This window comes from Pseudomonas paracarnis (assembly GCF_904063055.1).
In the GTDB taxonomy this organism is placed as follows: Bacteria; Pseudomonadota; Gammaproteobacteria; order Pseudomonadales; family Pseudomonadaceae; genus Aquipseudomonas; species Aquipseudomonas paracarnis.
On the sequence record NZ_CAJFCN010000003.1, the window covers coordinates 149,007 to 173,156 of the forward strand.

The 24,150-nt window shown below is 56.8% G+C and carries 16 protein-coding genes and 1 pseudogene; 12 read left to right on the forward strand and 5 right to left on the reverse strand.

All coding sequences use genetic code 11. The features are described 5' to 3' along the window. The first annotated feature begins 215 nt into the window (after positions 1-215). The 3 genes and pseudogenes from JMV15_RS07915 to JMV15_RS07925 all read left to right on the forward strand — a co-directional run bounded on the left by JMV15_RS07915 (position 216) and on the right by JMV15_RS07925 (position 2,866). Positions 216-578, forward strand: coding sequence for a hypothetical protein (locus tag JMV15_RS07915; protein WP_038450244.1), 363 nt, complete (start codon positions 216-218; stop codon positions 576-578). Between the two features lie 328 nt (positions 579-906). Then, positions 907-2,667, forward strand: a pseudogene (locus tag JMV15_RS07920) (toxin C-terminal domain-containing protein); the annotation flags it as partial. Between the two features lies 1 nt (position 2,668). After that, positions 2,669-2,866, forward strand: a complete 198-nt coding sequence (locus JMV15_RS07925) for a hypothetical protein (RefSeq protein ID WP_038450240.1) — start codon at positions 2,669-2,671, stop codon at positions 2,864-2,866. A 312-nt stretch (positions 2,867-3,178) separates the two neighbouring features. Here JMV15_RS07925 and JMV15_RS07930 read toward each other — a convergent pair whose 3' ends face one another. From JMV15_RS07930 to JMV15_RS07945, 4 genes are read right to left on the reverse strand one after another with little or no spacing between them, the layout of a single operon-like run. Continuing rightward, positions 3,179-3,514, reverse strand: coding sequence for an isochorismate lyase (locus JMV15_RS07930; protein ID WP_014718554.1), 336 nt, complete (start codon positions 3,512-3,514; stop codon positions 3,179-3,181). 14 nt (positions 3,515-3,528) lie between these two features. Beyond that, the gene (locus tag JMV15_RS07935) at positions 3,529-4,743 is read right to left on the reverse strand and encodes a histidine decarboxylase (protein ID WP_014718553.1); all 1,215 of its coding nucleotides are present in this window, start codon (positions 4,741-4,743) and stop codon (positions 3,529-3,531) included. Between the two features lie 39 nt (positions 4,744-4,782). Beyond that, positions 4,783-6,618, reverse strand: coding sequence for a (2,3-dihydroxybenzoyl)adenylate synthase (locus JMV15_RS07940; protein WP_019817101.1), 1,836 nt, complete (start codon positions 6,616-6,618; stop codon positions 4,783-4,785). Positions 6,619-6,644: 26 nt separating this feature from the next. Next, positions 6,645-7,790, reverse strand: coding sequence for an isochorismate synthase (locus JMV15_RS07945; protein WP_130175480.1), 1,146 nt, complete (start codon positions 7,788-7,790; stop codon positions 6,645-6,647). Positions 7,791-7,931: 141 nt separating this feature from the next. On the opposite strand from JMV15_RS07945, the gene JMV15_RS07950 reads away from it, so the two are divergent. Together JMV15_RS07950 and basC are read left to right on the forward strand one after the other, a co-directional pair. After that, on the forward strand, positions 7,932-12,293 hold the full coding sequence (locus JMV15_RS07950; RefSeq protein WP_201491334.1) for an amino acid adenylation domain-containing protein: 4,362 nt from the start codon (positions 7,932-7,934) through the stop codon (positions 12,291-12,293). 92 nt (positions 12,294-12,385) lie between these two features. Next, positions 12,386-13,705 (forward strand): putative histamine N-monooxygenase, encoded by a 1,320-nt coding sequence (gene basC, locus JMV15_RS07955; RefSeq protein WP_019817097.1) that lies wholly within the window; start codon positions 12,386-12,388, stop codon positions 13,703-13,705. A gap of 47 nt (positions 13,706-13,752) precedes the next feature. Here the strand turns inward: basC and JMV15_RS07960 are convergent, their stop codons facing one another. After that, complete coding sequence (locus tag JMV15_RS07960; protein ID WP_038450234.1) at positions 13,753-15,918, reverse strand: condensation domain-containing protein; 2,166 nt, start codon at positions 15,916-15,918, stop codon at positions 13,753-13,755. A gap of 230 nt (positions 15,919-16,148) precedes the next feature. Here JMV15_RS07960 and JMV15_RS07965 point away from each other — a divergent pair, with 230 nt between their 5' ends. The 7 genes from JMV15_RS07965 to JMV15_RS07995 all read left to right on the forward strand — a co-directional run bounded on the left by JMV15_RS07965 (position 16,149) and on the right by JMV15_RS07995 (position 24,012). After that, positions 16,149-16,700: a sigma-70 family RNA polymerase sigma factor gene (locus tag JMV15_RS07965; RefSeq protein ID WP_014718547.1), complete on the forward strand. Its 552-nt coding sequence runs from the start codon at positions 16,149-16,151 to the stop codon at positions 16,698-16,700. Between the two features lie 108 nt (positions 16,701-16,808). After that, the gene (locus JMV15_RS07970; protein ID WP_038450232.1) at positions 16,809-18,602 is read left to right on the forward strand and encodes an ABC transporter ATP-binding protein; all 1,794 of its coding nucleotides are present in this window, start codon (positions 16,809-16,811) and stop codon (positions 18,600-18,602) included. Then, complete coding sequence (locus JMV15_RS07975; RefSeq protein ID WP_038450230.1) at positions 18,596-20,365, forward strand: ABC transporter ATP-binding protein; 1,770 nt, start codon at positions 18,596-18,598, stop codon at positions 20,363-20,365. The genes JMV15_RS07970 and JMV15_RS07975 overlap by 7 nt, the downstream gene beginning before the upstream one ends. After that, entirely contained in the window at positions 20,362-21,306 is a 945-nt protein-coding gene (locus JMV15_RS07980; protein ID WP_038450228.1) for an ABC transporter permease, read from the forward strand. Before JMV15_RS07975 ends, JMV15_RS07980 begins: the two co-directional genes overlap by 4 nt. Then, positions 21,303-22,253, forward strand: a complete 951-nt coding sequence (locus tag JMV15_RS07985; protein WP_069868514.1) for an iron chelate uptake ABC transporter family permease subunit — start codon at positions 21,303-21,305, stop codon at positions 22,251-22,253. Before JMV15_RS07980 ends, JMV15_RS07985 begins: the two co-directional genes overlap by 4 nt. Next, on the forward strand, positions 22,250-23,032 hold the full coding sequence (locus tag JMV15_RS07990; RefSeq protein WP_019817091.1) for an iron ABC transporter ATP-binding protein: 783 nt from the start codon (positions 22,250-22,252) through the stop codon (positions 23,030-23,032). Before JMV15_RS07985 ends, JMV15_RS07990 begins: the two co-directional genes overlap by 4 nt. After that, a complete protein-coding gene (locus tag JMV15_RS07995; protein ID WP_069868512.1) occupies positions 23,029-24,012 on the forward strand; it encodes a siderophore ABC transporter substrate-binding protein in 984 nt (327 codons plus the stop codon). The genes JMV15_RS07990 and JMV15_RS07995 overlap by 4 nt, the downstream gene beginning before the upstream one ends. Positions 24,013-24,150 lie beyond the last annotated feature (138 nt).

Below are 24,150 nucleotides of genomic sequence, written 5' to 3' on the forward strand. Positions count from 1 at the left end.
CAATGCTCGCTTTAGTCATGGCTTGGGGAAGTAAAAAGTGGACAGATTTATTAGGGTTGACGAGTTCTTTTAGATGTAACGAATGAGTCTCCGGAAAATAAATCTGTCCTCTTTTTTTTGTCCATTTTTTTTCACTGAAAAATCAAAATGTAAAAGGCGCTGGGCCTGGTGTACAGCCGGATTGTCAGGGGGATATGCAATCCATAGGAAGTGATATGAACGGAATTGAAAAGCTATCGATCATTCCAGAATTTAATTTCTATAATTTGAATTATGTATTAAGTTTTAGCGTTCGGCAAGAGTATGAGGGAGAGAGCGTTTCGACATATGAAATAATGCTTGCCATGCTTTATAAGCTTGATCGTTTTGAATGTGACGTTGGCCTTAAGTTTGCGGGTGTGAGGTATTTTAAAGTTCCTGAAGTAAATGGCGATTTTTACTTGAGCGAGATTGAGTTGGAAAATGTTTCGGCAGACCAGCTTGAAGGCGTAAACTTTAGGTTTAAAGATTACGGAGGTTCTGGGTTTGAAGTGCTGTCTCGTGAGTTTTCCGTTTTAAGCTGTAAGCCTCGTGACTGAAGCCTCGAATTGAGTCAGCCCAGAAAAGCAAAACAAAAAGTGAGCGGACTGATTTTCAGGTTTGAGGGGGTATTTGAGATTCGGCAATGAAATTCTGAAAAATATTTTGCTTTGTATGTGAAGATCAAGTGTGCAGGTGTTTAAAGTGATCAAAAATAAAGTTCCTGATTGGACAGTGCGTGGAAAAACCATTTCTCAACTGATTGAGGAGTTGCAGTCATTTGAAGATCAAGATCTCATGTAAAAAAGGGGACAGATTTATTTATAGGTTTGACGAGTCCTTTTAGATATAAGGAATGAGTCTCTGGAAAATAAATCTGTCCCCTTTTTTCTCTATGCCGGCGACCGCCTGGGTTTCGCCAGTGGCAAAGACACCACCATCGGTGGAGCAAATCTGAGAGGCGATGAAGTGGTGGGGCGTGTGGGCGGCGACCTCAAGGTTTCGTCGGTCGCTGATACGGGCAAGGTCAAGGGCAAAGAGTTTGATATCAGCGTTACGGCCACCATCGGCCCGGGTGCGGGTGTCAGCGGCTCGGTCGGCTTTGGCAAGACCACAGGCAAAACGGACTGGGTCGAAGAGCAAACCCGTATCACCGGCAAAAATGCCGTCGATATCAGAACAGAGAACCATACCCAGATCGACGGAGCCGTCATCGCCGCTGACAACGGCAACCTGAAACTGGACACCGGCACCCTCGGCTTCAGCGATATCGCCGGGCAAGACAAAGAGCATGGGTACTACCTGAACGTAGGCGGCACCTATAAAGCCGGGAGCAGTGAAAGCAAAGGCAACACCGTACAAGACAGCAGCCAGGCGGGCAAAGGCAAGGAAGGTAAGACCGGTTGGAGCGTTGAGGGTTGGAACTACGAGAAAGAACGTGAACAGATTGTCCGCGCCACGGTGGGGGCAGGTGAAGTCGTTGTGCGCAAGGATGCTGAGACGGGAGGTGACTCTACGGCCGGGTTGAACCGGGATGTGGGTAAGGCCTATGAGATCACCAAGGATGATGAAAAACGAACGGATTTGTATGCGAGTAGTTCGTCCATTGATGCTGTGCTCAAACCTGGAGAAACGCTGAAGCAATGGTCTGATGGGCTACTCAATTACGATAAAACGGCGTTGGACAACTTCAACAAGGCCGCCGGGGCATTGCATGCATTAGTCAATCGAGTGGAAGTCATGCAGGGCCGTCCGATGGATGCTCGTGCAGAAGCCATGGCCGGCAAAGACTTGGCAGAAAGCACGCTTGAAGCCCTCATTCTCTCTGGTATGAGTCCTCGATCGGCAATGGCAAAAATGGGGGATCCCGAATTCATCGACAGCGTCCTGAGAAGTATGGCGTCGTTAAATGGGATCGAACCCCAGGTGCTTAGCGACGCGCAGAAGCTTGTTGAGTCGAGCACCTATAAACCCGACCCTCAGGCAGTGGTACTGGATACGTCGGAAGTCAACCCGACAGGGATTGAAGAACTTCAAGGTCTGATTCGTCAACTCGGGGAAATACAGGCTTATAAAAACAAACATCCTGAGAGTGTGGAAGCCATAGCCTATGTGTTGGCCGCGGCTCAAGGCCCGAAAGGGGTTGCTCAATTCATTGCGATGAAGGCTGTTGAGGGGACCGAGGCGGGGCAGGCGATCTCGAAGAATATAGACAAAGCGAATGCGTTCGTCGGAAAGAAAGTCGCTCAAATCATCGAAGGGACCGAGCTGAATCCGACGTATGACAGCGACAAATATCTGATTGGCGGTGGTGAGCTACTTTCCAGTATTTTATTTGGGGCGATGCCTGCTCGAAAAGGTAAGGGCGGTAAAGATTCCGAGGCAAATTCTCCTCGTCCTCTTGCCGAACCTGTCTATAGGACAAATAAGGAGGCCAAGCAGGCTGCAGAAGCGTTGGGGTATAAAAAAATCAACGAAACAGTTCATGATGGGCAGGCTGTTTTCAAACAGGGGAATTTGTATATCACTAGGGACCTTGACGGACATAACGGAGGAGCATGGAAAGCAGCTAAATCGGTTAAAGCGCTTGGCTCGAAAGATACGAGACTGGGTACTTTTGACGTGAATATGAAACGTATTGGTGAATGAAATGAAAAAAACTGAGATGCCGGATTGGATTACACGTGGGAAGACCATTTCTGAATTAATTGAAGAATTACGCTCATTTGAGGATCAAACTCTTATGGTTGAGATTTCAGTTGACGGTGGCGTAAGTAAAAAGCCAATCAGCTTGGTTGGGAAGGAAGGTGGTGTCTGTGTTTTATTTAATTGCGAGTCGGATTTTTAACGCGGGCTATGGTAGTGCCGGGGGGGCGTAGAGCAGAATAGATGGGGCTACGGTGACTCTACCCGACACTGCGGCCAATCGAATTACGGGCAAGGTCAAATGCAAAGAATTCGATATCAGCATTATGGCGAAAAAAAAAGGGGACAGATTTGAATGGCACTTAATTAACAGCTAACAGGCTGATCTGATTACAAAAAAATGAAGAAAAGGCCGCCCTTGGTCTACGGTGATAGTTGTGAACACACACCACTCGAACAAGGACAGCCCGCGTGAATCGCAGACCTCAAGTCGTCAGGCATCCACCCGCCATCGTCATGACTTGGCCTGCGCCGAGTACGTTGGTTGTCGGGTGGCCCGCCAATGCAGGATTTGCTGTTGAATATTCCAGTGAATAATCTGCTCGTAGAGCTTCTCGACGAAAGCGACATCAAGTTCGGCTTCTACCGCCCATAGTCGCCGCTCCTCAAGCATGGCCGCGACGCGTTCAGGTGCTGGAATGTCCTGTTCGTTGGCTTTGAACTGCGCCGCAGCCTTTACGTAACGCAGGCGTTTTTGTAGCGAGTCAAGGATCTGGCGGTCAAAAAAGTCGATGCCCGCTCGAATGTCATTGAGGTTCTCGCAGGCTTGTGGCGGTTTTAGCGGCAGCATGAGGCTGGTCTCTTTCAATAATGGGTACGCAAGTTGAATGACGCCGCGGGCAATCGCTCGACGACCGTTTGTTCAGTGAATGCTCGCTTGGATCGAAGGGTATTCAGTTGAGCTTCGGCAACCACTTCGTCGATCAAGGCGTCGATCATGCTGCAGTCGTGATGATGAGGTGTGGTGATCAGGTGTGCCGAATTACCGGAGGTGGCCAGGCAGTATTTCGTCGCAATTCTTTCTGATGGGCAAGGGAACACGACGGTGATGGAGTTTTCGTTGCGCCAGGCATCAATGCCCGAGGCCTGGAAGCGGTCGACGGCGTACTGTGCCGTGTCCAGGCTGTGTTTGATTCGATGGCGCCATTCAGCCCATGAGTAGCTGCGCAGTGCCGCCCACATCATCAGGGGTGTGTGGCCGTTGCGCGAGCCGCTGATGGTCTTGTCATGGGCGCGGATATAGTCCACTTCCACTGAAATGCGCGCGACGTTGTTGCGTTTGGCCACGACAATTCCGCAAGGAATGGGCGAGCCGATCATCTTGTGGCCGGAGACGCAGATCGAGTCGATGCCGTCGGCAAACGAGAAGGGTTGTGGGTGATCGACGAAGGGCAGGATCATCCCGCTCAAGGCCGCATCAGCGTGCAGGTAGTAGTCGTGGCGGGCAATGCCTGCCTGTTGCAGGCGTTGCTGGATGGTCACGATATTATCCACGGCTCCACGCATCGTGGTGCCGATGTTGGCGAAGATGATGGGGTGACGCTCCTGGTCGGCGGTTATTTTTGCCATCAGGTCGTCGTAGTCGATTTCGCCATTGGGCAGCGATTCGACCGCACGGCATTTGATCCGCAATAATTTGACGATCTTTGCCACGGAGTAGTGGGTGTCTTTCGAGTAGTACAGGGTGCCGTCCGGAAACAGTTCGCGTCCCAGGTAGCAGCCAAACATATTGCCTTCCGTCCCGCCATTGGTGACGTAACCCCAACTGTCTTCAAGGGCAATGTTGAACAGCTCGGCGAAATACGTCATGACGTCTTTTTCAAAGTCGAACGAGTTCAACAGGTAGTTGCTGTACTCGTTCCAGTCCCCGCAGTTGTTAATTGAAAACTGCAAGAAACGGTGCAGCTGGGAGTAATCAAAATCGGCTGATTCGGGATACCCAATGTTGAAATACTGATGTGTCACGCAGTGCTGCCAGAAGCCTTCAAGCTTGCTTTGGTCGGCAGGGGATAAAGTCATGTCTAACTCCTTTTAAAACGACTGGGTGACGCCGCCCGGTCAGGCGGCTATCTGCCTCGCGTCTACCAATGACCACCAGCTGCTGAGCGTGGGCGAATCCGCCAGTTCTTCGAAGCTGACGGCAATGCCACGCTCCTTGAGTTCGGCAGCGAGTCTCATCACTTGCAAGGAGTCGAGGCCATAGAAAATCAGGTTTTCCTCGGGGTCCAGGTCTTCACAGTCCTCGACGAGTTGCCGCACGCGAGTCTGCAACCAGGCGCGTGTGGTTTCCGCTGCCAGAAGCTGACGCAGATGCTTCTTGTCAATCTTGCCCACGGGGGTCAGCGGCATGGTTTCGATTAACCGGATGCGGTCGGGCAGTTTGTATTCGGCGATGCCGAGTTCCATCAGGTGACGTCTGAGCGCGGGCGGCTTCAGGCTCGGGTTGCGTGAGACGACGAACGCGCAGCTTTTTTCTCCCAGCCTGTCATCGGGCATGGCCACCAAGCCCGCGTGAGTCACATCAGGATGGAGGACGATGAGGTTTTCGATTTCCTCCGAGGCGACTTTTTCACCGCCACGGTTGATCTGGTCCTTGACCCTGCCGACCACGCGCAAATCGCCGCTGGGCATGAGTTGGACGAGGTCGCCGGAGTAGTAGTACCCCTCGTTATCGAACGCCTGGGCATTTTGTTCGGGGCTTTGGTAGTACCCGCAAAAAGTGTAAGGGCCACGTGTGGCGAGCATGCCAGGTTCTCCGTCCGGGACGGGGAGGCCTTGTTCGTCAACGATTTTGATTTCATCGTCGGGGCTGATCGGACGGCCCTGGGTAGTAAAAATCTGTTCGTCGGAGTCATTTAGCCGGGTGTAGTTGATCAGGCCTTCGGCCATCCCGAATACCTGTTGCAGCTTACAACCGAGCACGCCGGGCACCTGGCGTGCCAGCGAGTCGGCAAAACAGGCGCCACCGACCTGGAGGAACTCAAGCGATTGCAGTTGTTCTTTATGCTCCGGCGCTGCCTGCAGCCACAAGGCGACTGCACTTGGCACCAAGGCCACAGTATTGACTTCTTGGCGCTGGATGATCGAAAAACAGGTCAAGGGCTCCGGGCTGGGCGCCATGATGATGCAGCCGCCAGCATGTAGAACACCGAGGGCGCCGGGGGAGCTGAGCAAGAAGTTATGGGCGGCAGGTAGCGCGCATAGAAAGCGCGTGCGTGGCGTAAGTTCGCATACTTGCGCGCTTGCCCTGGCGTTGTAGTAATAGTCGTTGTGAGTGCGGGGGATGAGTTTGGGGGTGCCCGTGCTGCCGCCTGACAGTTGGAACAATGCGACCTCGCCGGGCCCCGAGGGGGAGACGTTCACGTTGCTCTCGCTCGGCGTATTGATCCAGTCGGCGAGGTTGTTTTCGTGACGTTGCTCGCCCAACAGCAAGATGATGTCTGGACTTGAACCCACCTCCTTGAAGTCGGCGATATAGCTGTCGTCACGGAAGACTTCATGTTCGCGGGAGGCAATCAACAACGTTGGCGCGATTTGTTTGGCGTAACTCTTGAGTTCAAGTTTGCGATGGCTGTAGAGCGCGTTGAGGGGTGCGATTCCTGACTTGAGCAGGGCAAAAAGGACAATGTAAAACTCCGCGATATTGGGCAACTGCACCAGTGCAGTGTCACCGTTGCCAAGCCCGCTGGCGGCCAGTCGCGAGGCCAGGTTGGAAGACAATTGGTCCAACTCGGCATAGCTGAAGTGGCGATCGCCGCAAATAATCGCGGGGGCGTCGGGTTGCGACTGGCTGCGTTCCTGAAGGAGGTGGGTGAGCGGTTTGTCGAGCCAATAGCCTTTGTCCCGATAACGCTGTGCGCTTTCCAGAGGCCAGTGGTTAAATTCAATAGTCATAGTATTCACGTGTGAAAAAATTCGAGTTAGTGGGCCAATCCGCAGGCGCGCAGCATGGTGCCAAGTTTGGTCTGGACTTCTGCCCATTCGGAGTCGGGGCTTGAGGCTTCAACGATGCCTGCGCCGGCGAACAGGCGGACCTTGTTTCGCCTGACCGTGCCGCAACGAATCGTTACGACCCATTCGCCATTGCCCTGGGCATCGCACCAACCCACCATGCCGGTGAACAGGCCGCGCTCGAAGGGTTCGACGAAGCGAATCAGGCGCCGGGCGCGCTCGGTGGGGAAGCCGCACACAGCCGGTGTGGGGTGCAAGCGGCAGGCAAGCTGCAAGGCCGATACAGCCGGGTCTGCCAGCGTACCTTCGATGCGGGTCGAGAGGTGCCAGAGCGCGGGCGTGCTGATGAGGGAGGGGCGTTGCGGCACATTCAGCTGCGTGCACAGTTTCCCCAGTTGGCTGACGATGTCCTGGGTCACGAACCCGTGTTCGTAGTGATCTTTTTCCGATGTCAGCAACCAGTCTGCATTGCGCCGGTCGGCTTCTGGATCGGCCATGCGCTTGGCTGACCCTGCCAGCGGGTTGGACAGAAATCTCAGGCCTTCCTTGCGGACCAGAAGTTCGGGACTGACACCGATCAGCGTGGTGCCATCAGGCATTGGCACACGGAAGTGGTAGCCGCTCGGGTTCTGGGTTTTCAGGTTGTGCTGCAGGGCACTCACATCCACATCGTTTGCAAATATCAGCTCGCGTTGAACCGAGAGCACAGCCTTGCGTACGTCGCTGTGGCGGAAGTTGACGACGGCGTGTTCCACCGCCCGTTTGAAGGCCTGTTCGTCCGGAATGTTTTTCTGTTCGATCAACTCAGGCAGCGTCGACATACCCGTTTTCGCGTGGATGTCTCGGGTCCGCCATTGCGCGTGTTCGGGAATGTAGAGGCAGGAAGGTTCAGCAGGGTCGAAAGGGATGGCGCCAACGATGATTGGGTTGCTCTGGCCAGCTTCGCGCGCCCGATCAAGCGCTTGCGCAATTGTCTGCTGGAACAGGCTATTGGCGTCATCGCCGCCAATGGCAGGTGTTTCAATTCTCTGCAGCATCCCGGTGACCGCTAACTCGCGATCGCCGGATGTGAACGAAAAACTACGTTGTACCTCTGCGAGTTGCACCTCTTCCATCTCGGTCGTTCTTAGGGTGCCCGTTCTCATTTGGGGGAAGCCTCCGTGGCCTAGGGATAAAAAGAAATCTTGAAATAGAATCATTATCGTTTCTAATATGTGATGCTAATCATTACGATTTGTCAATCACATGAGTGAGCCATGAGAGAGTTAACTTCAATGCAAGCCGCCTGTTGGATCGGGCGGACTGCTCATGCGTTTTTAGGGAAAGTTTCAGCTCATCTGTATGCCGAATTCGATGGCCATTGCATTGAGCTGGAGCGGCTGCGCAAGGCACTTGAGCAGGTATGTCGGGTGCACCCCATGCTGCGAGTCAGGCTGAATGCAGAAGGGCTTCAATCCATTGCTGCGATGGACCAGTCACCGCTATTGGAGGTGGAGGATTTACGTTGGATGAGTGAAGAGGAGGTTGCGCAGCGCCTGCTCTGCAAGCGTGAGGAATGGACTCATCAGCAGCTTGATCTGTGTCAAGGGCCCGCAGCACGGTTTTGTGTGAGCCTGCTGGCCAATGATGCGTTTCGGCTGCATGTCGATACGGACATGATCGCCATTGACCCATCCAGTTTTCGCACGTTGATAGAAGACCTGGCAGAGCTCTATGAACATCCAGAGGCCGCTCTGCCACACACGCCATCGTTCTTCGACTGGTATGACAAAGCGCGCACCGATAGCGCACTTAAAACGGCCCGCGACCGGGACCGTCGCTGGTGGCGCGAGCGTCTGCCTGATATCGCGCCGGCGCCGACGTTACCTTTTCTTGAAACCCCGCCTGACCAGCCGCACAGCGATCGACTCAGCACATGGCTGGGTCCAGAAGAGCGCCAGGCGTTACAGCGTCTCGCCCGCGAACGCAGAATAACGCTGTCTACCTTGATGATGGGGGTGTTTGCAGCGGCCCTCGGCGCCCAAACGGGAGACAAGCGATTTCGCCTCAATGTCCCTACGTTCTGGCGACCTGCGCTGGTGGGCGAGGTTGAGCGGATCGTCGGCGATTTTGCCAACATGCTGATTCTGGATATCGATCTGGAGGCGGCCCGGAGCCTGGCCGAGCTGTGCAGGCAACTGGCAGGCAATATGGTGGATTTGCTCGAGCATTGCGCTTATCCCGGGGTGAACCTGATGCGCGACCTGTCGCGTCATCATGGCGCTGCGCAACTGGCCCCTGTTGTGTTTACCGCCGGGCTGGATCTGTCTGGCGCAGACCTTCTTTCTGAGCGGGTGCGGCGAGTGTTGGGCCCCATGAACTGGGTGGTTTCCCAAGGGCCTCAGGTTGCGCTAGACGCGCAGGTTGTCTGCGCCGACGGCGGCATCTTGATCAATTGGGATATCCGTCTGGATGCGTTACCACCCGCCTGGGTGTCGGAGTTTTTCGACCGTTTCGTGCTGATGGTGCGCGAGGTGGCCGCTTGCTCCGCTGTTCTGGACCAGCCACTCTCCCAGCCAGCGGTTGTCGCAAAACCACTGACCGCTTTACAGCAGGCTTATTTGCTTGGGCGCAGCGCGCAGATGCCGCTGGGTGGTGTGGCCATGCAAGAGTTTCGCGAGTACCGCGGCGCTATGGATCCGGCACTGCTGCGGAGCCGGCTGGTCGAGATGGTCCAGCGCCACGAAAGCCTGAGAGTACGCATCGACGCGCAGAAACTCGTGCAGTTCGTCAGCGATGAGGTGCAGTTGAACCTGGACGAAGTCGACCTTACGACCTTATCGCCAGAAGAGGCGCTCAACTACGTCGAGGCGCGCCGCGAGGCGTATGCGCATGCGTTGTTCGAGCTGGACCGTTCGCCCTGGAACGTCACGATCTTCAAGCTTCCGGAGGGCCAGTTGAGCGTCTTCGTACGCCTCGACGCCTTGATTCTCGATGGGCGCTCAATCGCCACCCTCATGGTCGAGCTGTTCGACGGCACAACTGGCGAGGAGTCGTTCCCGCAGACGGCATCCGAGCCAGAGGATTTGGACAGTAAGCGCAAGGCAGATTCCGTTTATTGGAAAGCCAAGCTTGCTGCGGTCAGCGGGGCACCGCGGCTGCCGTGGATCACTGCGCTGGATCGGGTGGGCGCTTCACGCTACGAGCGACAGAGCCTGCTGATCCCCAAGCCTACGTTCGGCGCCTATTGCAAGTTGGGCGCGCGGCAGCGGCTGTTTAAAAACACCACGCTAATGGCACTGGTGCTGGAAGTGCTCACGCACTGGCTCGATGAGGGTGGTTTGTGTGTTGCGGTGCCTGTTGCCCCGCAAACGGTCGGTGCCTTTGCGAATCGCTCGAGCTTTATCGCGATCAATTGGAGCGCCGAGCCAGATGGTTTTGCCGAACGCGCTGCCAAGCTGCAAGTAGATGTGCTGGAAGGGTTGCAGCACCTGAGCTTTTCAGGGGTGGACCTTGCTCGTTTGCTGTTCGAGTCCCATGGTCCCGGCCCGGTGCTTCCGGTGGTGATCACCAACGGGTTTTCCTGGCCAGTCTCGGCGCAGGGCAGCCCGATGAGCCTGCACGACGGTCTGACCCAGACGCCACAGGTGGCGATGGATATTCGCTTCTCGGCCAATGCCGACGGCGAATTGGTGTTCGATATCGACTATGCACGCGCAGTGCTGGAGCCGGAGCTTGTCGGCGCCGTTTTGAACGCAATCGAAAAGGCGGTCGACCAGGCGACGATAAGCGGGGTTTTGGCCGTTGATGCCAGGGCGATAATCGAAAAAGGCCACTACCGTTTCAATAGTCGGGTCACTGAAGCGTGCCGCGAAGGGTTTCTCGACAGGATCGCGACCAACATCTTTGATCGGAGCAATACCAAAACTGCTCTTATCAGTGGTGATCGGCTAATCAGCTATGCCGAACTCGGCCACAGCGTGTGCTGCATCATCGGGGCATTGAAAGCGCGCGGATTATCACGTGGGCAAGTCGTCGCCATCTGCCTGCCTCGCAGCCCGGAACATACGATGGTGACGTTGGCGTGTGCTCTGACAGGCGTAATCTGGGTTCCCATCGACGTTTCAGCGCCGGCCGAGCGGTTGCGTTACCTGCTGGAAAACTGTCAGCCCGATCTTGTGGTGATTGCCCAGCATGAGTCTGTCGGCTCAGTCACGGCTACACCGGCGGAACTCTTGGCTGTGCAGACCCAGGCGATGCCCGTGCTGGATGACCTGTCGTTAAGCGACGCCCCGGCCTATTACCTTTATACCTCGGGCACCACTGGTAAACCCAAATGCGTGGTTCTGAACAACCGAGCCACCGCCAATGTCGTCGGCAGCACCCTTGAACGTTGGGCTGTCACCGAGCGCGATGTGTTCATGTCCGTGACTCCACTTCACCATGACATGTCGGTGTTCGACGTTTTCGGATGCCTGACGGCAGGGGCAACACTGGTGCTTACCGGGGGTGGCGAGGAAAAGGACGCCGTACGCTGGAACCAGTTGATCGCCCAACATCAGGTGACGTTGTGGTGCTCTGTGCCCGCTATTTTGGAAATGCTCCTTTCATGCCGCACCAGCCATGATTTGAAGAGCCTGCGTTTGATTGCTCAGGGCGGTGATTACATCAAGCCGGCCGTGATCGCCGAGTTGCGTGAACTGCTGCCGTCATCTCGGTTGATTTCCCTGGGGGGGCCGACGGAGACCACCATCTGGAGTATCTGGCATGAAATTACGGACGATGACCGTGCGCTGATTCCTTATGGAAGGCCCTTGCCCGGAAATAGCTACTTCGTCCTAGACCCACGAGGCGAGCATTGCCCGGCGGGCGTAGTTGGCCGAATTCACACCGCCGGCGTCAATCTCGCGCTGGGGTACCTCGAAAACGGCGAGTTGGCTCAAAGCGAGTTCGTGACCGTCACTGATGAACATGGCCAAGCCGTTCGGGCGTTCCGGACCGGTGACTGCGGGCGTTACCGCCGCGACGGTACCTTGATCTTCGACAGTCGGGTAAATGGCTACGTGAAAGTTCGCGGTGTGCGGGTATCGCTTCCGGATATCGAGATAGCGCTGATCAATCATCCGTCGCTCAGGCACGTGTTGGTCGTGGATTACGGCGAGCAGCGCCAAGGCGAGGTCTGCATTGGCGCTTTGTATGTCTGTCAGCAGGGCGGCGAAGAGCCGACCACCACCGAACTCCGCAACTTCGCCCGTCAGCACCTGCCGCACTCCCATGTGCCCACGCGTTTGCTCAGGGTGGACGCGTTGCCGCTGTCGCAGAACGGCAAGCCTGATCGTCAACGGGCCCGCAGCCTGCTTACGGCTTCGGTAAATGACGCAAGTGAGCCCGCTGCGATGAGGCGCTCGACCCCACGCAACAAGGTATTGGATATCTACTTGAGCGTACTGGGGCGACCGCTGGCGGATGGGGCGAATGCCAGCGTGGACTTTATTAGCCTTGGGCTACGGCCCCAGCATTTGAAGGCGATTTCGGCGCGGGTCCAAGAGGATTTCTCGGTGCGCCTTTCGCCAGGGCAGCTCCTACGCTGTCGCAATGCACAAGACGTTGAACGCCTGCTCATGGCTGAGGGTTCCTGAGCGTGTAACGGATGTTGATATAAGCGCGGTGGCGCGCCTGCGCGCACGTCAACTGCAATAACCAAACAGTTGGGCCTAGGGAGATGGATTGGATGATGGATGTACAAAGTGTTGATATTACCGGCGTTGGCATTGGCCCCTTTAATCTGGGTTTGGCCGCGTTACTGTCCAAGCATCCTGGCGTGACCGGTGTATTCCTTGACCGGAAAGCGGAATTTCGCTGGCATGAAGGGCTTTTGTTACCAGGCACAACGCTTCAGGTTCCGTTTCTGGCCGACCTGGTGACGATGGCGGATCCCACCCATCAGCTCAGTTATCTGAACTACCTGCATCAGCACGATCGCCTGTACCCGTTCTACTATTACGAAAACTTTCAGGTGCCTCGCCGTGAATACGATCACTACTGCCGCTGGGCGTCGCAGCAGCTGCCAGCCTGCCATTTCGGCGAGGAGATCTGTGATGTGACGTATGACGCCAACGCTGGCCAGTTTCTGGTAGAGAGCCAATCAGTGTCAGGCTTCAAGCGCTATTATCACAGTCGGGACCTGGCGATTGGTGTCGGTACGGCGCCTCTATTGCCCCAGTGGGCACAGGTCAAGAGCACCGCGCCGGTGATGCACTCGGCGGAGTTCGGCAAGCGTCAGCAACAGTTGTCGAAATGCCAGCGGGTCACGGTCATTGGCTCCGGCCAAAGTGCGGCCGAATGTGTGTTGGCCTTGTTCAGCGAGTTGACACCCGAGCGGATTGCAGCAGGGGCGTCGATTCGCTGGATCACACGCTCAGCGGGTTTTCATCCCATGGAGTATTCGAAACTGGGGCAGGAGTGTTTTACACCGTCCTACATGGAGTACTTCCACAGCATTCCGAGGGAGCGACGCCGTGCCATCGTTGCAGGGCAAGGGCTGCTGTACAAAGGCATTAGCTTCTCGACCATCGCTGATATCTACGACCTGATCTATGAACGCTCGATTGGCGGCAGTGATCCGGGCCTGACGTTGCTATCCAATTGCGAGGTGCAGGCCGTGGAAGAGATTGATGGCATGCTGAAAATCGCTTACCGGCACCGTGAATTGAACCAGACCGGCACTCTTGAAGCTGATGCCATTGTGGCGGCGACAGGCTACGGGCATACATGGCCGCAGTGGTTTGAAAGGCTCAAGGGCGTGGTGCTTGAAACCGATGAGTATGGTGACTGTATCGTCCAGGACGATTTCACCGCACGCCGCTGCGATGCAGGCACGGGCCGTGTCTTCGTGCAGAATGCGGAGATCTTCCAGCATGGTGTTGGTTCGCCGGACTTGGGGATTGCGGCGATTCGCAATGCAACGATTATCAACCAGTTGCTTGGCCAGCCTTACTACCGCTTGCCCAAACGGTCATCGTTCCAGCGATACGGGATGCATGAAGCGTAGAGCCGAGGGTTGAGGGTCTTGGTAGCATTACCAAGACCCTGATCAGGTTATAGGTGGATATGGTTAAGGGCGGTGCGGGCTGCGTCGGGCGTGGTAAACAGCGCGAACACCTGATCTATGGTCGTGCTCAGGCGCGCCATCTGTGCTGCGCTGTAGCGGTCCGAACGGTAAGTAATGACCAGGCGCAGCGAGCGTTTGCCGTCGATCGTGTTCTCCATGATTTCGAACTGAGTACCGAACATCGATTGGTTCTTGTCCGGGTCAATCTGCCGGTAGCGGATCGTCCCGGCGTCAGGTGTGCTCAGGGTGCCATTCAAGGCGTTGTTGGCGTGTATTTGAATGTACACGTCGAACAGCAGGCCGTCTGCGGGCGTCATGCCGAGGGCCTGTTGGATCTGCTCCATCGGAATATCGGCATAAGCCATGGAATCATTGATCAGGCGAGTGGTGTTTTCAATCAGTGCGCCAACGGCCTGCTGGGGATCGAACTGCACCCGATGCGCCACCATCGTGGTGAAGTAACCGACCGTTTCATAAAACCCTGGGTCGGTGCGGCCGGAGGCGGACGTACCGATCACAAGGTCTTTCAAATTACCGAGCTTATGCAGGGATAACGCAATCGCCGTATAGACCACACCGAACAGCGAAGCGTTATTCCGTCTGGCGAAGGCATACAGGTTATCGGTGAGCGCCTGGTCGGGTTTGATTTCGAACCATTGCGCGTTCGTCGACACTTCGCTGGCCGGCACGCTGGCCTGATAGTCAGGGGAGGGCAGTGCCAGGCCCTGGGTTGCGCCGCGCAACATGTTCGTCCAGTAGTCGAGATGCTGTTGATTGATGCCAGTGGCCTGTTGTCGTAGGGCGAACTCATGGAATGACGGTGCAGGCGCTGACCAGGTGGGTGCTTTGTCTGCTGCACGGGCGAGGTAGGCCTGAGCCAGTTCCTCCATCATCACGTTGAGTGACCATTCATCAATGGCCATGTGGTGGATCAGCAATGACAGGGTTTGGCGTTGGCGTTGCGGGTCGTAAATGAAGCGAACCCGTAGGGGTAGCTCGCGGGTCAGGTCGAACTGATAGGTGGCTTCGCTTTTGAGCGTTGCACCCCGGCTTTCCTGGCTTGGCCAGAACCACTTGTATTCGGACAGCTGCTCGAACGGCACGATCTGCTGGTACGCCTCAGAGCCCTCGAAGTGGAAGGTTGAACGCAGGCTGGCGTGACGCTTGAGCAGGTCACGGAAAGCTTGCTCGAACAGTGCTTCATCCACCTGGTCGAGGAAGTCCAGGGCAAAGGGCAGGTTGAAAATTGTCCCGAACTCAAAGGCTGCGTAAGCCCGCCCAAGGGAGGCTTGGGCCAGCGCGAAAGGTGCCCTCTGTACGTCTTGCTGGCGGTCCATGGCAACAGCAGTTGCATCGTTTTGCTCGATGATATGGGCGTGTGCAGCCAAGGCGGCGGCCGACGGCGCGCTGAAAAAATCATTGAACTGGACTTCAATGCCATGGCCGCTCAGCAGCTTGCCAATGATGCGTGTGGCCAGTAGCGAATGACCGCCGAAATCAAAGAAATCATCAGTGAGTTGCATGCCAGGCTCTACCAGGGCCGCTCGAAACTCATCAAGAATAATCGACGCAACGTCGTCGTTGGCCGCAGGCTGGGCGGTGGGCGCACTGATGGGTGACGATAGCGCTTCACCATTCGCCAAGCCGTGCAACCAAGGCGTATTGCTGGCCGAGTGGCCGATATAGGCGCTCAAGACCTGGTGATACAAATGGTCTTCCTGGCAACTCTGGTCGAGGACCTGATGGAGTATGAAGCCAAGGATAGTGTCTTGCCCGGTTTGGATAATCAACGCCTTGAATGGCGGCTGGCTTTGCGCGTCCCAGGGTGCGATTTGCTGCGCGCGCAAATGCTCGGTGGCCTCTACGTCCGAGTGTAGATGCATGAGCTCAAAGCAGGACTGCCAGTCAGCGGCGTGCACTTTGTGCACTTCGCCATCGTCGTTGAACAGGTAGCGCGCATTCAGATCGGGGAGTGTTTCGATAACGCTCCTGATCGCTGACGTGAGTCGTGAAAGGTCAATGTCGGCGTCGAATCGCCAGGCGCTGAAGTGCTTGAGCACGCGTTCGGGGTATTGCTGCTGCAAGAGCCAGAAATGCTCTTCGTTATCAGTGACAGACAGTTTCGGTAACGAGTCTGGATTGAGTTCCATCATGGAAATTTCCCGCCTTATCAAACTGAACAGTAAGAAGTAGAGAGGGCACCGCAGTGCCGACAGGCCGATCCTCGGTCTGCTGCAACGCTCAGAAATCCAGGCGCAAGAGAAGGTGCAAGCAACTCACATTTGCAGGGGGTCAATGAACGCCGTATGATGTTAAATAATAATCATACCTATTCGCATTAGTCAAAAGCTGATCGCGAATTGACCGTCTCAGGAGAGGTGTTGTGAACAACGGAGCGTTCGCGTCCACGCAGCAATTTGAAAAGCTCTATGTCGACCATCACGGTTGGCTATGCAGCCTGTTGCGCCGCAAGTTGGGCAGCTCGGTCGATGCCGCTGATCTCGCTCACGATGTCTATCTCAATCTCATCAAGAAAGGCCGGGTTCCTTCCACCGAGGATTCTCGCGCCCACCTGACCCAAATCGCCAAAGGCATGGTGATCGATCTTTATCGCCGACGTCATCTTGAGGCCCGCCATCTGGAGGCGCTCAAGTTGCAGGCCGAACTGTTGGTCCCGTCAGAGGAGCGACGTGCCCTCGTGAGTGAAGCGCTGGCTCAGATCGATGACGCATTGCGCCGCAAGCCAGCCAAAACCCGCCAAGCGCTGCTGCTGTGCAAGTTGCATGGTATGGGCCACCGCGACATTGCCTGCGAGTTGAAAGTGTCGGTGTCTTCCGTCGAGAAGTACATCGCGTCTGGCCTGCGAGCCTGCTACCCATTCGTGCCCGGGCTGGTGCCTGGCACCGCCTCATCGATTAATGAACGTCTCGATTGAGGATTTTGCGTTGCCGTTCGGAATACAAAGTACGCAGCGCATACCACTCAAACCTAAAGGAAGCCAGGTGGCCTTCAGGTTACCTGCAGTGGTTATTCAGGAGAACTCATGAGTGCTACAGATGAACCCGGCGTTGCCGGCACGGTATCTCAGATACTCAGACCCATACGTGGGCAACTGATAGTCGCGGCGGTATTGGCCGCCATCGGTACCATGCTGACGCTGGTGCCGCTGGCCGGTATCGCCCATATCGCACAGCTTGCAATGGCCCAAGATGAGGTGGCGACAGCCTGGAGCCAGATGCAGGATCAAGTCTGGCGGGTTGTCATCATCAGTCTGGCCTGCCTGTTTCTCGGGATGACCTTGATTTCGCTGGGCGAAATGGCTGCGCACCTGGCCGACAACCGCATCACCGGCCATTTGCGTCGGGCGATTACCCGCCGTCTGGCCAAGGTGCCATTGGGATGGTTTACCAGTCGGGCTTCCGGCGAGGTCAAGCAAGCGATGCAAGACGACATTGGCACGTTGCACAGCCTGACCGCGCACTTCTTTACCACCTTGGGTCGTACCATCGGCGCAATTCTTGTTTCGGTTCTCTACCTATTCGTCATGGACTGGCGCATGGCGATTGTTTCGCTGTTGCCGTTCCCGCTGTTCTTCCTGTTTTTCTCCAGGGCCACCAAGGCCAGTGGGGCGAACATGCAGTCATTTGGCGCCGGCATGGCACGCATCAATAATGCAGTGGTTGAGTTCGTCAATGGCATTCCTGTGGTCAAGGCTTTCGGGGTCGAGGGCAAGGCCCATGGCAGCTACCGCAAGGCGGTTGATGGCTTCGCTGAGGCCTTTACCGACTTCACCCGCCCGCTGGTCAGCGCGATGGCCAACGCTCACGCGATGATTGCCCCGGTGGCGGTGCTCGGCGTAGTGCTGACGTTTGGAACGCTTTGGGTGAGCCTGGGCTGGATCACACCGGTAGACGTGTTGCCCTTTGCCTTGGTGGCGCCGGGAATCTGTGCGCCGCTGTTGCTGCTGAGCTACGTCACCCATGACTTGAACAATGCTACGGGCGCAGCGCAGCGCGTTCATACGCTGTTGCAAACGCCCGTGCTGGAAACCTTGGCAGCTGCCGCGCCAGCGTTGCCGGAAGATGCCGAAATACGTGTCGAGCAGCTCGGCTACAGCTACGACGGCCAGACCCCGGTGCTCAAGAACGTCAACTTCACCCTCAAGCCGGGCACAGTGACCGCGATTGTCGGTGCTTCGGGCTCCGGCAAGTCGACCCTGGCCCGCCTGTTGTTGCGCTTCTTCGACCCGAGTGAAGGGCGCATCACCTTGGGCGGCGTCGACCTCAGGCACATCGAGAGCGCGCAGTTGTACCGGCGCATCGGTTTTGTGTTGCAGGAGGTACGCCTTATCCATGCCAGCCTGCGCGACAACATCGCCTTGGGCCGCGCCTCGGCCAGTCAGCAGGAAATCGAAGACGCAGCCCGCACTGCCAATATCCATGAGCGCATCTGCGCCTTGCCCCGAGGTTACGACTCGGTGATCGGGGAGGATGTACAGCTTTCCGGCGGCGAGTTGCAGCGCGTGAGTATTGCCCGCGCCATATTGTTGGACCCACCACTGCTGGTGCTCGACGAAGCCACGGCGGCGGCCGATGCCGAGAACGAGGTGAAGCTTCAACAAGCACTGTCGCGCTTCGCCCGGGGCCGAACCTTGATGGTGATCGCGCACCGCCTCGATACGGTGATGCATGCTGAGCAAATCATCCTGATCGACAACGGCACGATCTGCGAGCAGGGACGCCACCACGAACTGCTCGCCCGCAACGGCCGCTACGCTCGAATGTGGGCGCTGGGCGGCTACGAACAGGCCAAGGAACAGGCGGTATCGTCATGCTGAAAACCTTTAATCAACTGCTGGGCGAAGATGCCCGCGTATTGCGCCGCTACCTTTGGATGACGCTCGTCTACGGCCTGCTCTGCGGGCTGACGATTGTCACTCTGGTACCGGTGCTCACTCGTCTGCTGAACGGTGATGTGCGCTCAGCAGGGCAATGGCTGACTGCGCTCGTGATCGGGGTGCTGGTTTGCTGGGCCTTGCGACGGACGGTGGAGAAGGCGGGTATCCGCGTCGGTATCGCTGTTCTGCAGCGTGGTCGTCATCGGCTCGGCGACCATGTGGCGCGTTTGCCGGTCGGTTGGTTCAGCGCACAAAATACCGCACGACTGAGCCATTTGGCCTCCCAGGGCATGATGGAATTGGCTCAGCTTCCGGCCCACGTTTTCACGCCGTTGATCACAGGGGTGGTCACACCGGTTGTAATCGTTGCCGCGTTGTTCAACTTACATTGGCAAATGGGATTGATCGCGCTACTGGCTTTACCCCTCTTGTTGGGTATCTTTGCGCTGACCGCTCATCTGGGGCAGCGCGCCGACCAACGCTTTCAGCACAGCGCCGCGCAGACCAGCCAGCGCATGGTCGAGTTTGCCCAGGCACAATCGGTGCTCCGCGCCTTTAATGGCGAGGACGGCGGCACCCAGTTTCTCGAGCAGGCCATCGGGCGCCAGCAGCAGTCTGCAAAGCGGCTGATCCACGTCTCGGCGATGTCGGTGGTGTTCAATGCCTGGGCGGTGCAGGCCGGCTTCGCCGTCTTGCTGGTGGCTGCCACGCTATGGCTGGGTGATCAGTTGAGCGCAAGCCTGGCACCGTCTTCGGTCATAGCCGTGATCGTGTCGTTGCTGTTGGTCAGCCGCTTTATCGACCCGCTTCTGGAGGTCGCAGGTTATAGCGAAGTGCTACGTGGCGCGCGCGGTCAGCTTGATGCCGTGCGCGAAATCTTCGAGGTCGACCCTTTGCCGGAGCCGCAGGCCCCGCAAGCGCCGGTCGATGGATCGGTCGTATTGGAAAACGTGAGCTTTTGCTATGCCGAGGATCAGGCCGATGTGTTGCGCGATGTCAGCCTGCGTATCGAGCCCGGCAGCATGACGGCGCTGGTCGGTGCTTCTGGCTCGGGCAAGACCACCCTGGTGCGGCTGATTGCGCGCTTTTTCGATGTGACGCAAGGCCACGTGATGGTGGGAGGTGTAGATGTTCGGCAGATGTCCAGTGGGCAGCTGGCCGGTCAGATCAGCCAGATCTTTCAGGATGCTTACCTGTTCCAGGGCAGCATCGCCGACAACATTCGCATCGGTAAACCCGATGCCACTGATGCCCAAGTGATGCAAGCAGCAACACAGGCTGGCGTCCTGGAGATCATCGAACGCTTGCCCCAAGGCCTGGACACGCCAGTAGGCGAGGGCGGTGCACGCCTGTCCGGGGGAGAGCGACAGCGAATCTCCATCGCCCGTGCGCTGATCAAAGAGGCGCCGATTTTGTTGGTCGATGAGGCCACCGCCGCTCTCGACGCCGAGAACCAAGCGGCGATCGCGCAAGCGTTGGCGCGTTTACGCGGCACGCGCACGCTGATTGTCATCGCGCACCAGCTGTCGACAGTGGTCATGGCCGACCAGATTCTAGTGCTCGACCACGGCCAGATCAGCGAGCAGGGCTCCCATGCGCAGTTGAATGCCAAGCCAGGGCTCTACGCGCACTTTCTCGCCCAACGCCAAGCCGCGAAAGGCTGGCGGATTGCTGGAGAATCAGACGGTGAGGGCGGTTCTTGAGCCGTGCAATCTTACTCTGCGTGTTTGCCGTGCTTTGTTGCCTTTCGTTGATGGTGGGGGTCAAAGAGGTTTCCTGGACGGCACTGTTCACGTTATCCGATGACGCTTGGCTGACACTGACTGCCAGCCGCCTTCCTCGCCTGGCCGCCCTGATTCTCACGGGGGTGGGGCTGGCCGTGTGCGGCGTGATTCTGCAGCAGATCGTGCGCAACCGCTTCGTCGAACCGGCAACTTCCGGCGGGCTGGATGCAGCAAAGCTGGGCATTCTGATTTCATTGACGGTGGCCCCCGCTGCCGGTGCGGCCGGCCGTATGCTGTTTGCCTTGGCGTTTTGCTTTGCGGCGAGCCTGCTTTATGTCGCGATCATCCGCCGCATCAAGTTCAAGAACACCGTGATGGTTCCGGTCATCGGCCTGATGTACGGCAGCGTATTGAGCGCCATCGCCGAGTTCTACGCCTATCGTCACAATATCTTGCAGAGCATGCAGGGCTGGATGCTCGGAGACTTCTCGAAGATCGTCCAGGGCAATTACGAGATCATCTACCTGATCTTGCCGATAGTCGTGCTCACTTATCTGTTCGCGCACCGCTTTACTGTACTCGGCATGGGCGAGGGCATGGCCGGCAGCTTGGGCCTGAACTACACGGCAAATGCGGCGTTGGGGTTGATGCTGGTGGCGGTCACCGTTTCCGCCACGGTCATTACCGTAGGGGCCATTCCCTTTGTCGGGCTGGTTATTCCCAACCTGGTGGCGTTGCACTACGGCGAGAACCTGGAGCGAACATTGCCCATCGTCGCGTTGTGCGGCGCGTCGCTGTTGCTGGCGTGCGACATTCTCGGCCGCTTGTTGATCTATCCCTTCGAAGTGCCCATCGGTCTCACCGCGGGAAGCGTAGGCGGTATGTTGTTCCTTGTGTTGCTGATCAGGAAATACGCATGAGGCGTGTGGCTACCCGCTATGGTCTATGGGCACTGGTGCTGGTCCTGGCGATAGCGTTCCTGTTGTTGGGCTCAGGCTTTGACTTCGAGTACGTCATTCCCAAGCGAATGACCCGTTTGGCCGCGATGGTTATTGCCGGAGTATGCGTTGCTTATTCTTCGGTGATTTTCCAGACCCTTGCCGGCAACCGAATACTGACGCCGGCGATCATGGGGTATGAGGCAATCTACCTGTTGTTCCAGGCCTTGCTGATCCTGGTGCTGGGTACCCAGAGCCTGGTGCTGTTAGGGCGTAACGGTAACGTATTGTTGTCGATCCTATTGATGCTCGCTTATTCAGGGCTCATTCACCGTTGGCTGTTCCATGACGGACGCAACAACGTGTACCTGCTGCTCCTGCTTGGGCTGGTACTGAGCATGGTGATGGGCACCTTTACCCAGTTTATCCAACTGAAGATCAGCCCTGGTGAGTTCTCGATCTTCCAGGGTTTCAACTACGCCTCCTTTAACAAGGCGCAACCCACGCAAGTGATCTATTCGGGGCTGCTGGTGGCGGCGGCGTGCTTTATCGTGCAAAGAAGCCTGCCGGTGCTCGATGTGTTGTCGCTGGGGCGTGACCAGGCGATTTCCCTGGGTGTCGATTTTCAACGCAGCGTGCGCCTGCAACTTGCGCTGATCGCGATTCTGGTGGCTGTCTCAACCAGTCTCGTCGGGCCGACGGCCTTCATGGGCGTGTTTGTGGCAAACATCACCTATGCGCTTGCCCGCACCGCCCGGCACCGGATTACATTGCCCATGAGTTGCGCCATTGCCATTGGCATTTTCATCGTCGCCCAGTACATGGTCGAGCAGATGTTCAACTACAACACCTCCGTCAGCATTCTCATCAACCTGGTGTGCGGCGGGTATTTCCTCGCGCTGATGATTCGAACCCGAGGCGCTTCATGATTTCCCTTCGTCACGTCTATAAGACCTACGGCACCAAGCACGTCCTGAGTGACGTCAGCGTTCAGTTCCCGCCAGGGCAGGTGACTTCGCTGATTGGGCCCAACGGGGCAGGCAAGACTACCTTGCTGATGTTGATCGCACGTCTGCTGGCGCCGACCCGCGGCGAACTGCTGATTGGCGGGCGTAGCATTGCGGATGTGCCCATCCGCGAATATGCCAGGCGCGTCGCCACCTTACGCCAGACACCCGATTTCAACCTGCGGCTGACCGTTGAAGAATTGGTGGCTTTCGGGCGTTTCCCTTATAGCCGAGGGGCGCTCACCGTCCAGGATCGCCAGGTCATTGACGAAGCCATCGAGTTTCTGTCGTTGCAACCATTACGCCTTTCTTACATCGACGAGCTGAGCGGCGGGCAGCGGCAAATGGCGTTCCTGGCAATGACCATTGCCCAGCAAACCGATTACCTGCTGTTGGACGAGCCGCTCAATAACCTGGACATGAAGCATGCCGTACAAATCATGCGTGCGCTGCGCCGCTTATGTGACGAACAAGGTCGCACCGTGATCCTGGTGGTGCATGACATCAACTTCGCGGCCAACTACTCCGATCATATCGTGGCCATGAAAAACGGCGCGGTGCACTTGCGTGGCCCGGTAGCGGAGGTTGTCACCGAGGCGCACCTGCGCGATCTCTTTGATTTGGATTTCGAGATTCTGCAGAGCGAGCAGGGGTTCGTCTGCAACTACTTCAACCCATCATTATCAAGGGAGCAGATATGAGTATTGGTAAGGCAAAAACAATCCGTGGGGCACTGCTGGCGGTCGCGGTGGCGGCCGGCCTGCAGGGCTGTGACAAACCCTCGGCACAGGCGTCCGCGCCAGTCGCTGCGCATACGCACTACGAGCCGATCAAGATCGAGCATCCACTGGGTAGCACGATGATCACCCAGCTCCCCCAACGTGTGGTGGCGTTCGATATGAGTGAACTCGATACACTCGACCAGCTGGACGCGCCGGTGGTGGGTATCGCCAAGGACTATGTCGCGAGTTTCCTTATCCAGTACCGTGACAATCCGAACATCATGGACGTGGGGTCGACCATCCAACCCAACCTTGAGCGGTTGCATGCCCTCAAGCCCGACCTGATCCTGATCTCGCCGCTCCAGGCGCAAAGTTACCCAGAACTGAGCCAGATCGCACCGACGCTCTATGACGATGTGGACCTGACCAACCAACACGGCAATCTCTTCGCCACCGCCAAGGATCACCTCATGACCCTGGGGCGCATTCTAGGCAAAGAAGCGTTGGCTCGTCAGAAGGTTGCGCAAATGGACGCCAAGGTTGAACAGACTCGGCGCGTCACCGATGGGCGCCCGGAGAAAGCGCTGATCGTTTTGCATAACAACGGCGCATTCACCTCCTATGGCGTGAAGTCACGCTACGGTTTCATCTTCGACACCCTGGGCGTAAAACCCGCCAGCACCGACATCGAGGCTGGCTTACATGGCCAGCCCATCTCCAATGAATTCATCCAGCAGGCCGATCCCGACATTCTCTACGTGATCGACCGTACCGCAGTGATGGAACGGCGGCCGGCGCTGGACATGAAGAGCCTGGATAACCCGCTGCTGCGCAAAACCAAGGCCTGGACCAACGGACGTGTGATCTTTGTCGACGCCCAGACCTGGTACCTGTGTACCGTCAGTGCAACGTGTCTGGGTCGCATGGCCGACGAGGTGGTTCAAGGCTACAAGGGCTGACCCGCTGCGCTTGGGGTCGCAAGGGCGGGTGCCGTGCAGGCACTCGCCTTTATTTTCAAAAAAACACAAATGCTAATGATTGTTATTGAGGGTTTTACCTTCTGGTTCGGAAAGCCTAGTGAGCACATACACATTCTC

Excerpts from the sequence above, each read along its gene's own strand:
- JMV15_RS07925 (WP_038450240.1), top strand. The coding sequence starts at position 2,669 with ATGAAAAAAACTGAGATGCCGGATTGGATTACACGTGGGAAGACCATT.
- JMV15_RS07995 (WP_069868512.1), top strand. The coding sequence starts at position 23,029 with ATGAGTATTGGTAAGGCAAAAACAATCCGTGGGGCACTGCTGGCGGTC.
- basC (WP_019817097.1), top strand. The coding sequence starts at position 12,386 with ATGATGGATGTACAAAGTGTTGATATTACCGGCGTTGGCATTGGCCCC.
- JMV15_RS07940 (WP_019817101.1), bottom strand. The coding sequence starts at position 6,618 with ATGACTATTGAATTTAACCACTGGCCTCTGGAAAGCGCACAGCGTTAT.
- JMV15_RS07985 (WP_069868514.1), top strand. The coding sequence starts at position 21,303 with ATGAGGCGTGTGGCTACCCGCTATGGTCTATGGGCACTGGTGCTGGTC.
- JMV15_RS07960 (WP_038450234.1), bottom strand. The coding sequence starts at position 15,918 with ATGATGGAACTCAATCCAGACTCGTTACCGAAACTGTCTGTCACTGAT.
- JMV15_RS07950 (WP_201491334.1), top strand. The coding sequence starts at position 7,932 with ATGAGAGAGTTAACTTCAATGCAAGCCGCCTGTTGGATCGGGCGGACT.
- JMV15_RS07945 (WP_130175480.1), bottom strand. The coding sequence starts at position 7,790 with ATGGAAGAGGTGCAACTCGCAGAGGTACAACGTAGTTTTTCGTTCACA.
- JMV15_RS07970 (WP_038450232.1), top strand. The coding sequence starts at position 16,809 with ATGAGTGCTACAGATGAACCCGGCGTTGCCGGCACGGTATCTCAGATA.
- JMV15_RS07930 (WP_014718554.1), bottom strand. The coding sequence starts at position 3,514 with ATGCTGCCGCTAAAACCGCCACAAGCCTGCGAGAACCTCAATGACATT.
- JMV15_RS07915 (WP_038450244.1), top strand. The coding sequence starts at position 216 with ATGAACGGAATTGAAAAGCTATCGATCATTCCAGAATTTAATTTCTAT.
- JMV15_RS07935 (WP_014718553.1), bottom strand. The coding sequence starts at position 4,743 with ATGACTTTATCCCCTGCCGACCAAAGCAAGCTTGAAGGCTTCTGGCAG.
- JMV15_RS07975 (WP_038450230.1), top strand. The coding sequence starts at position 18,596 with ATGCTGAAAACCTTTAATCAACTGCTGGGCGAAGATGCCCGCGTATTG.
- JMV15_RS07990 (WP_019817091.1), top strand. The coding sequence starts at position 22,250 with ATGATTTCCCTTCGTCACGTCTATAAGACCTACGGCACCAAGCACGTC.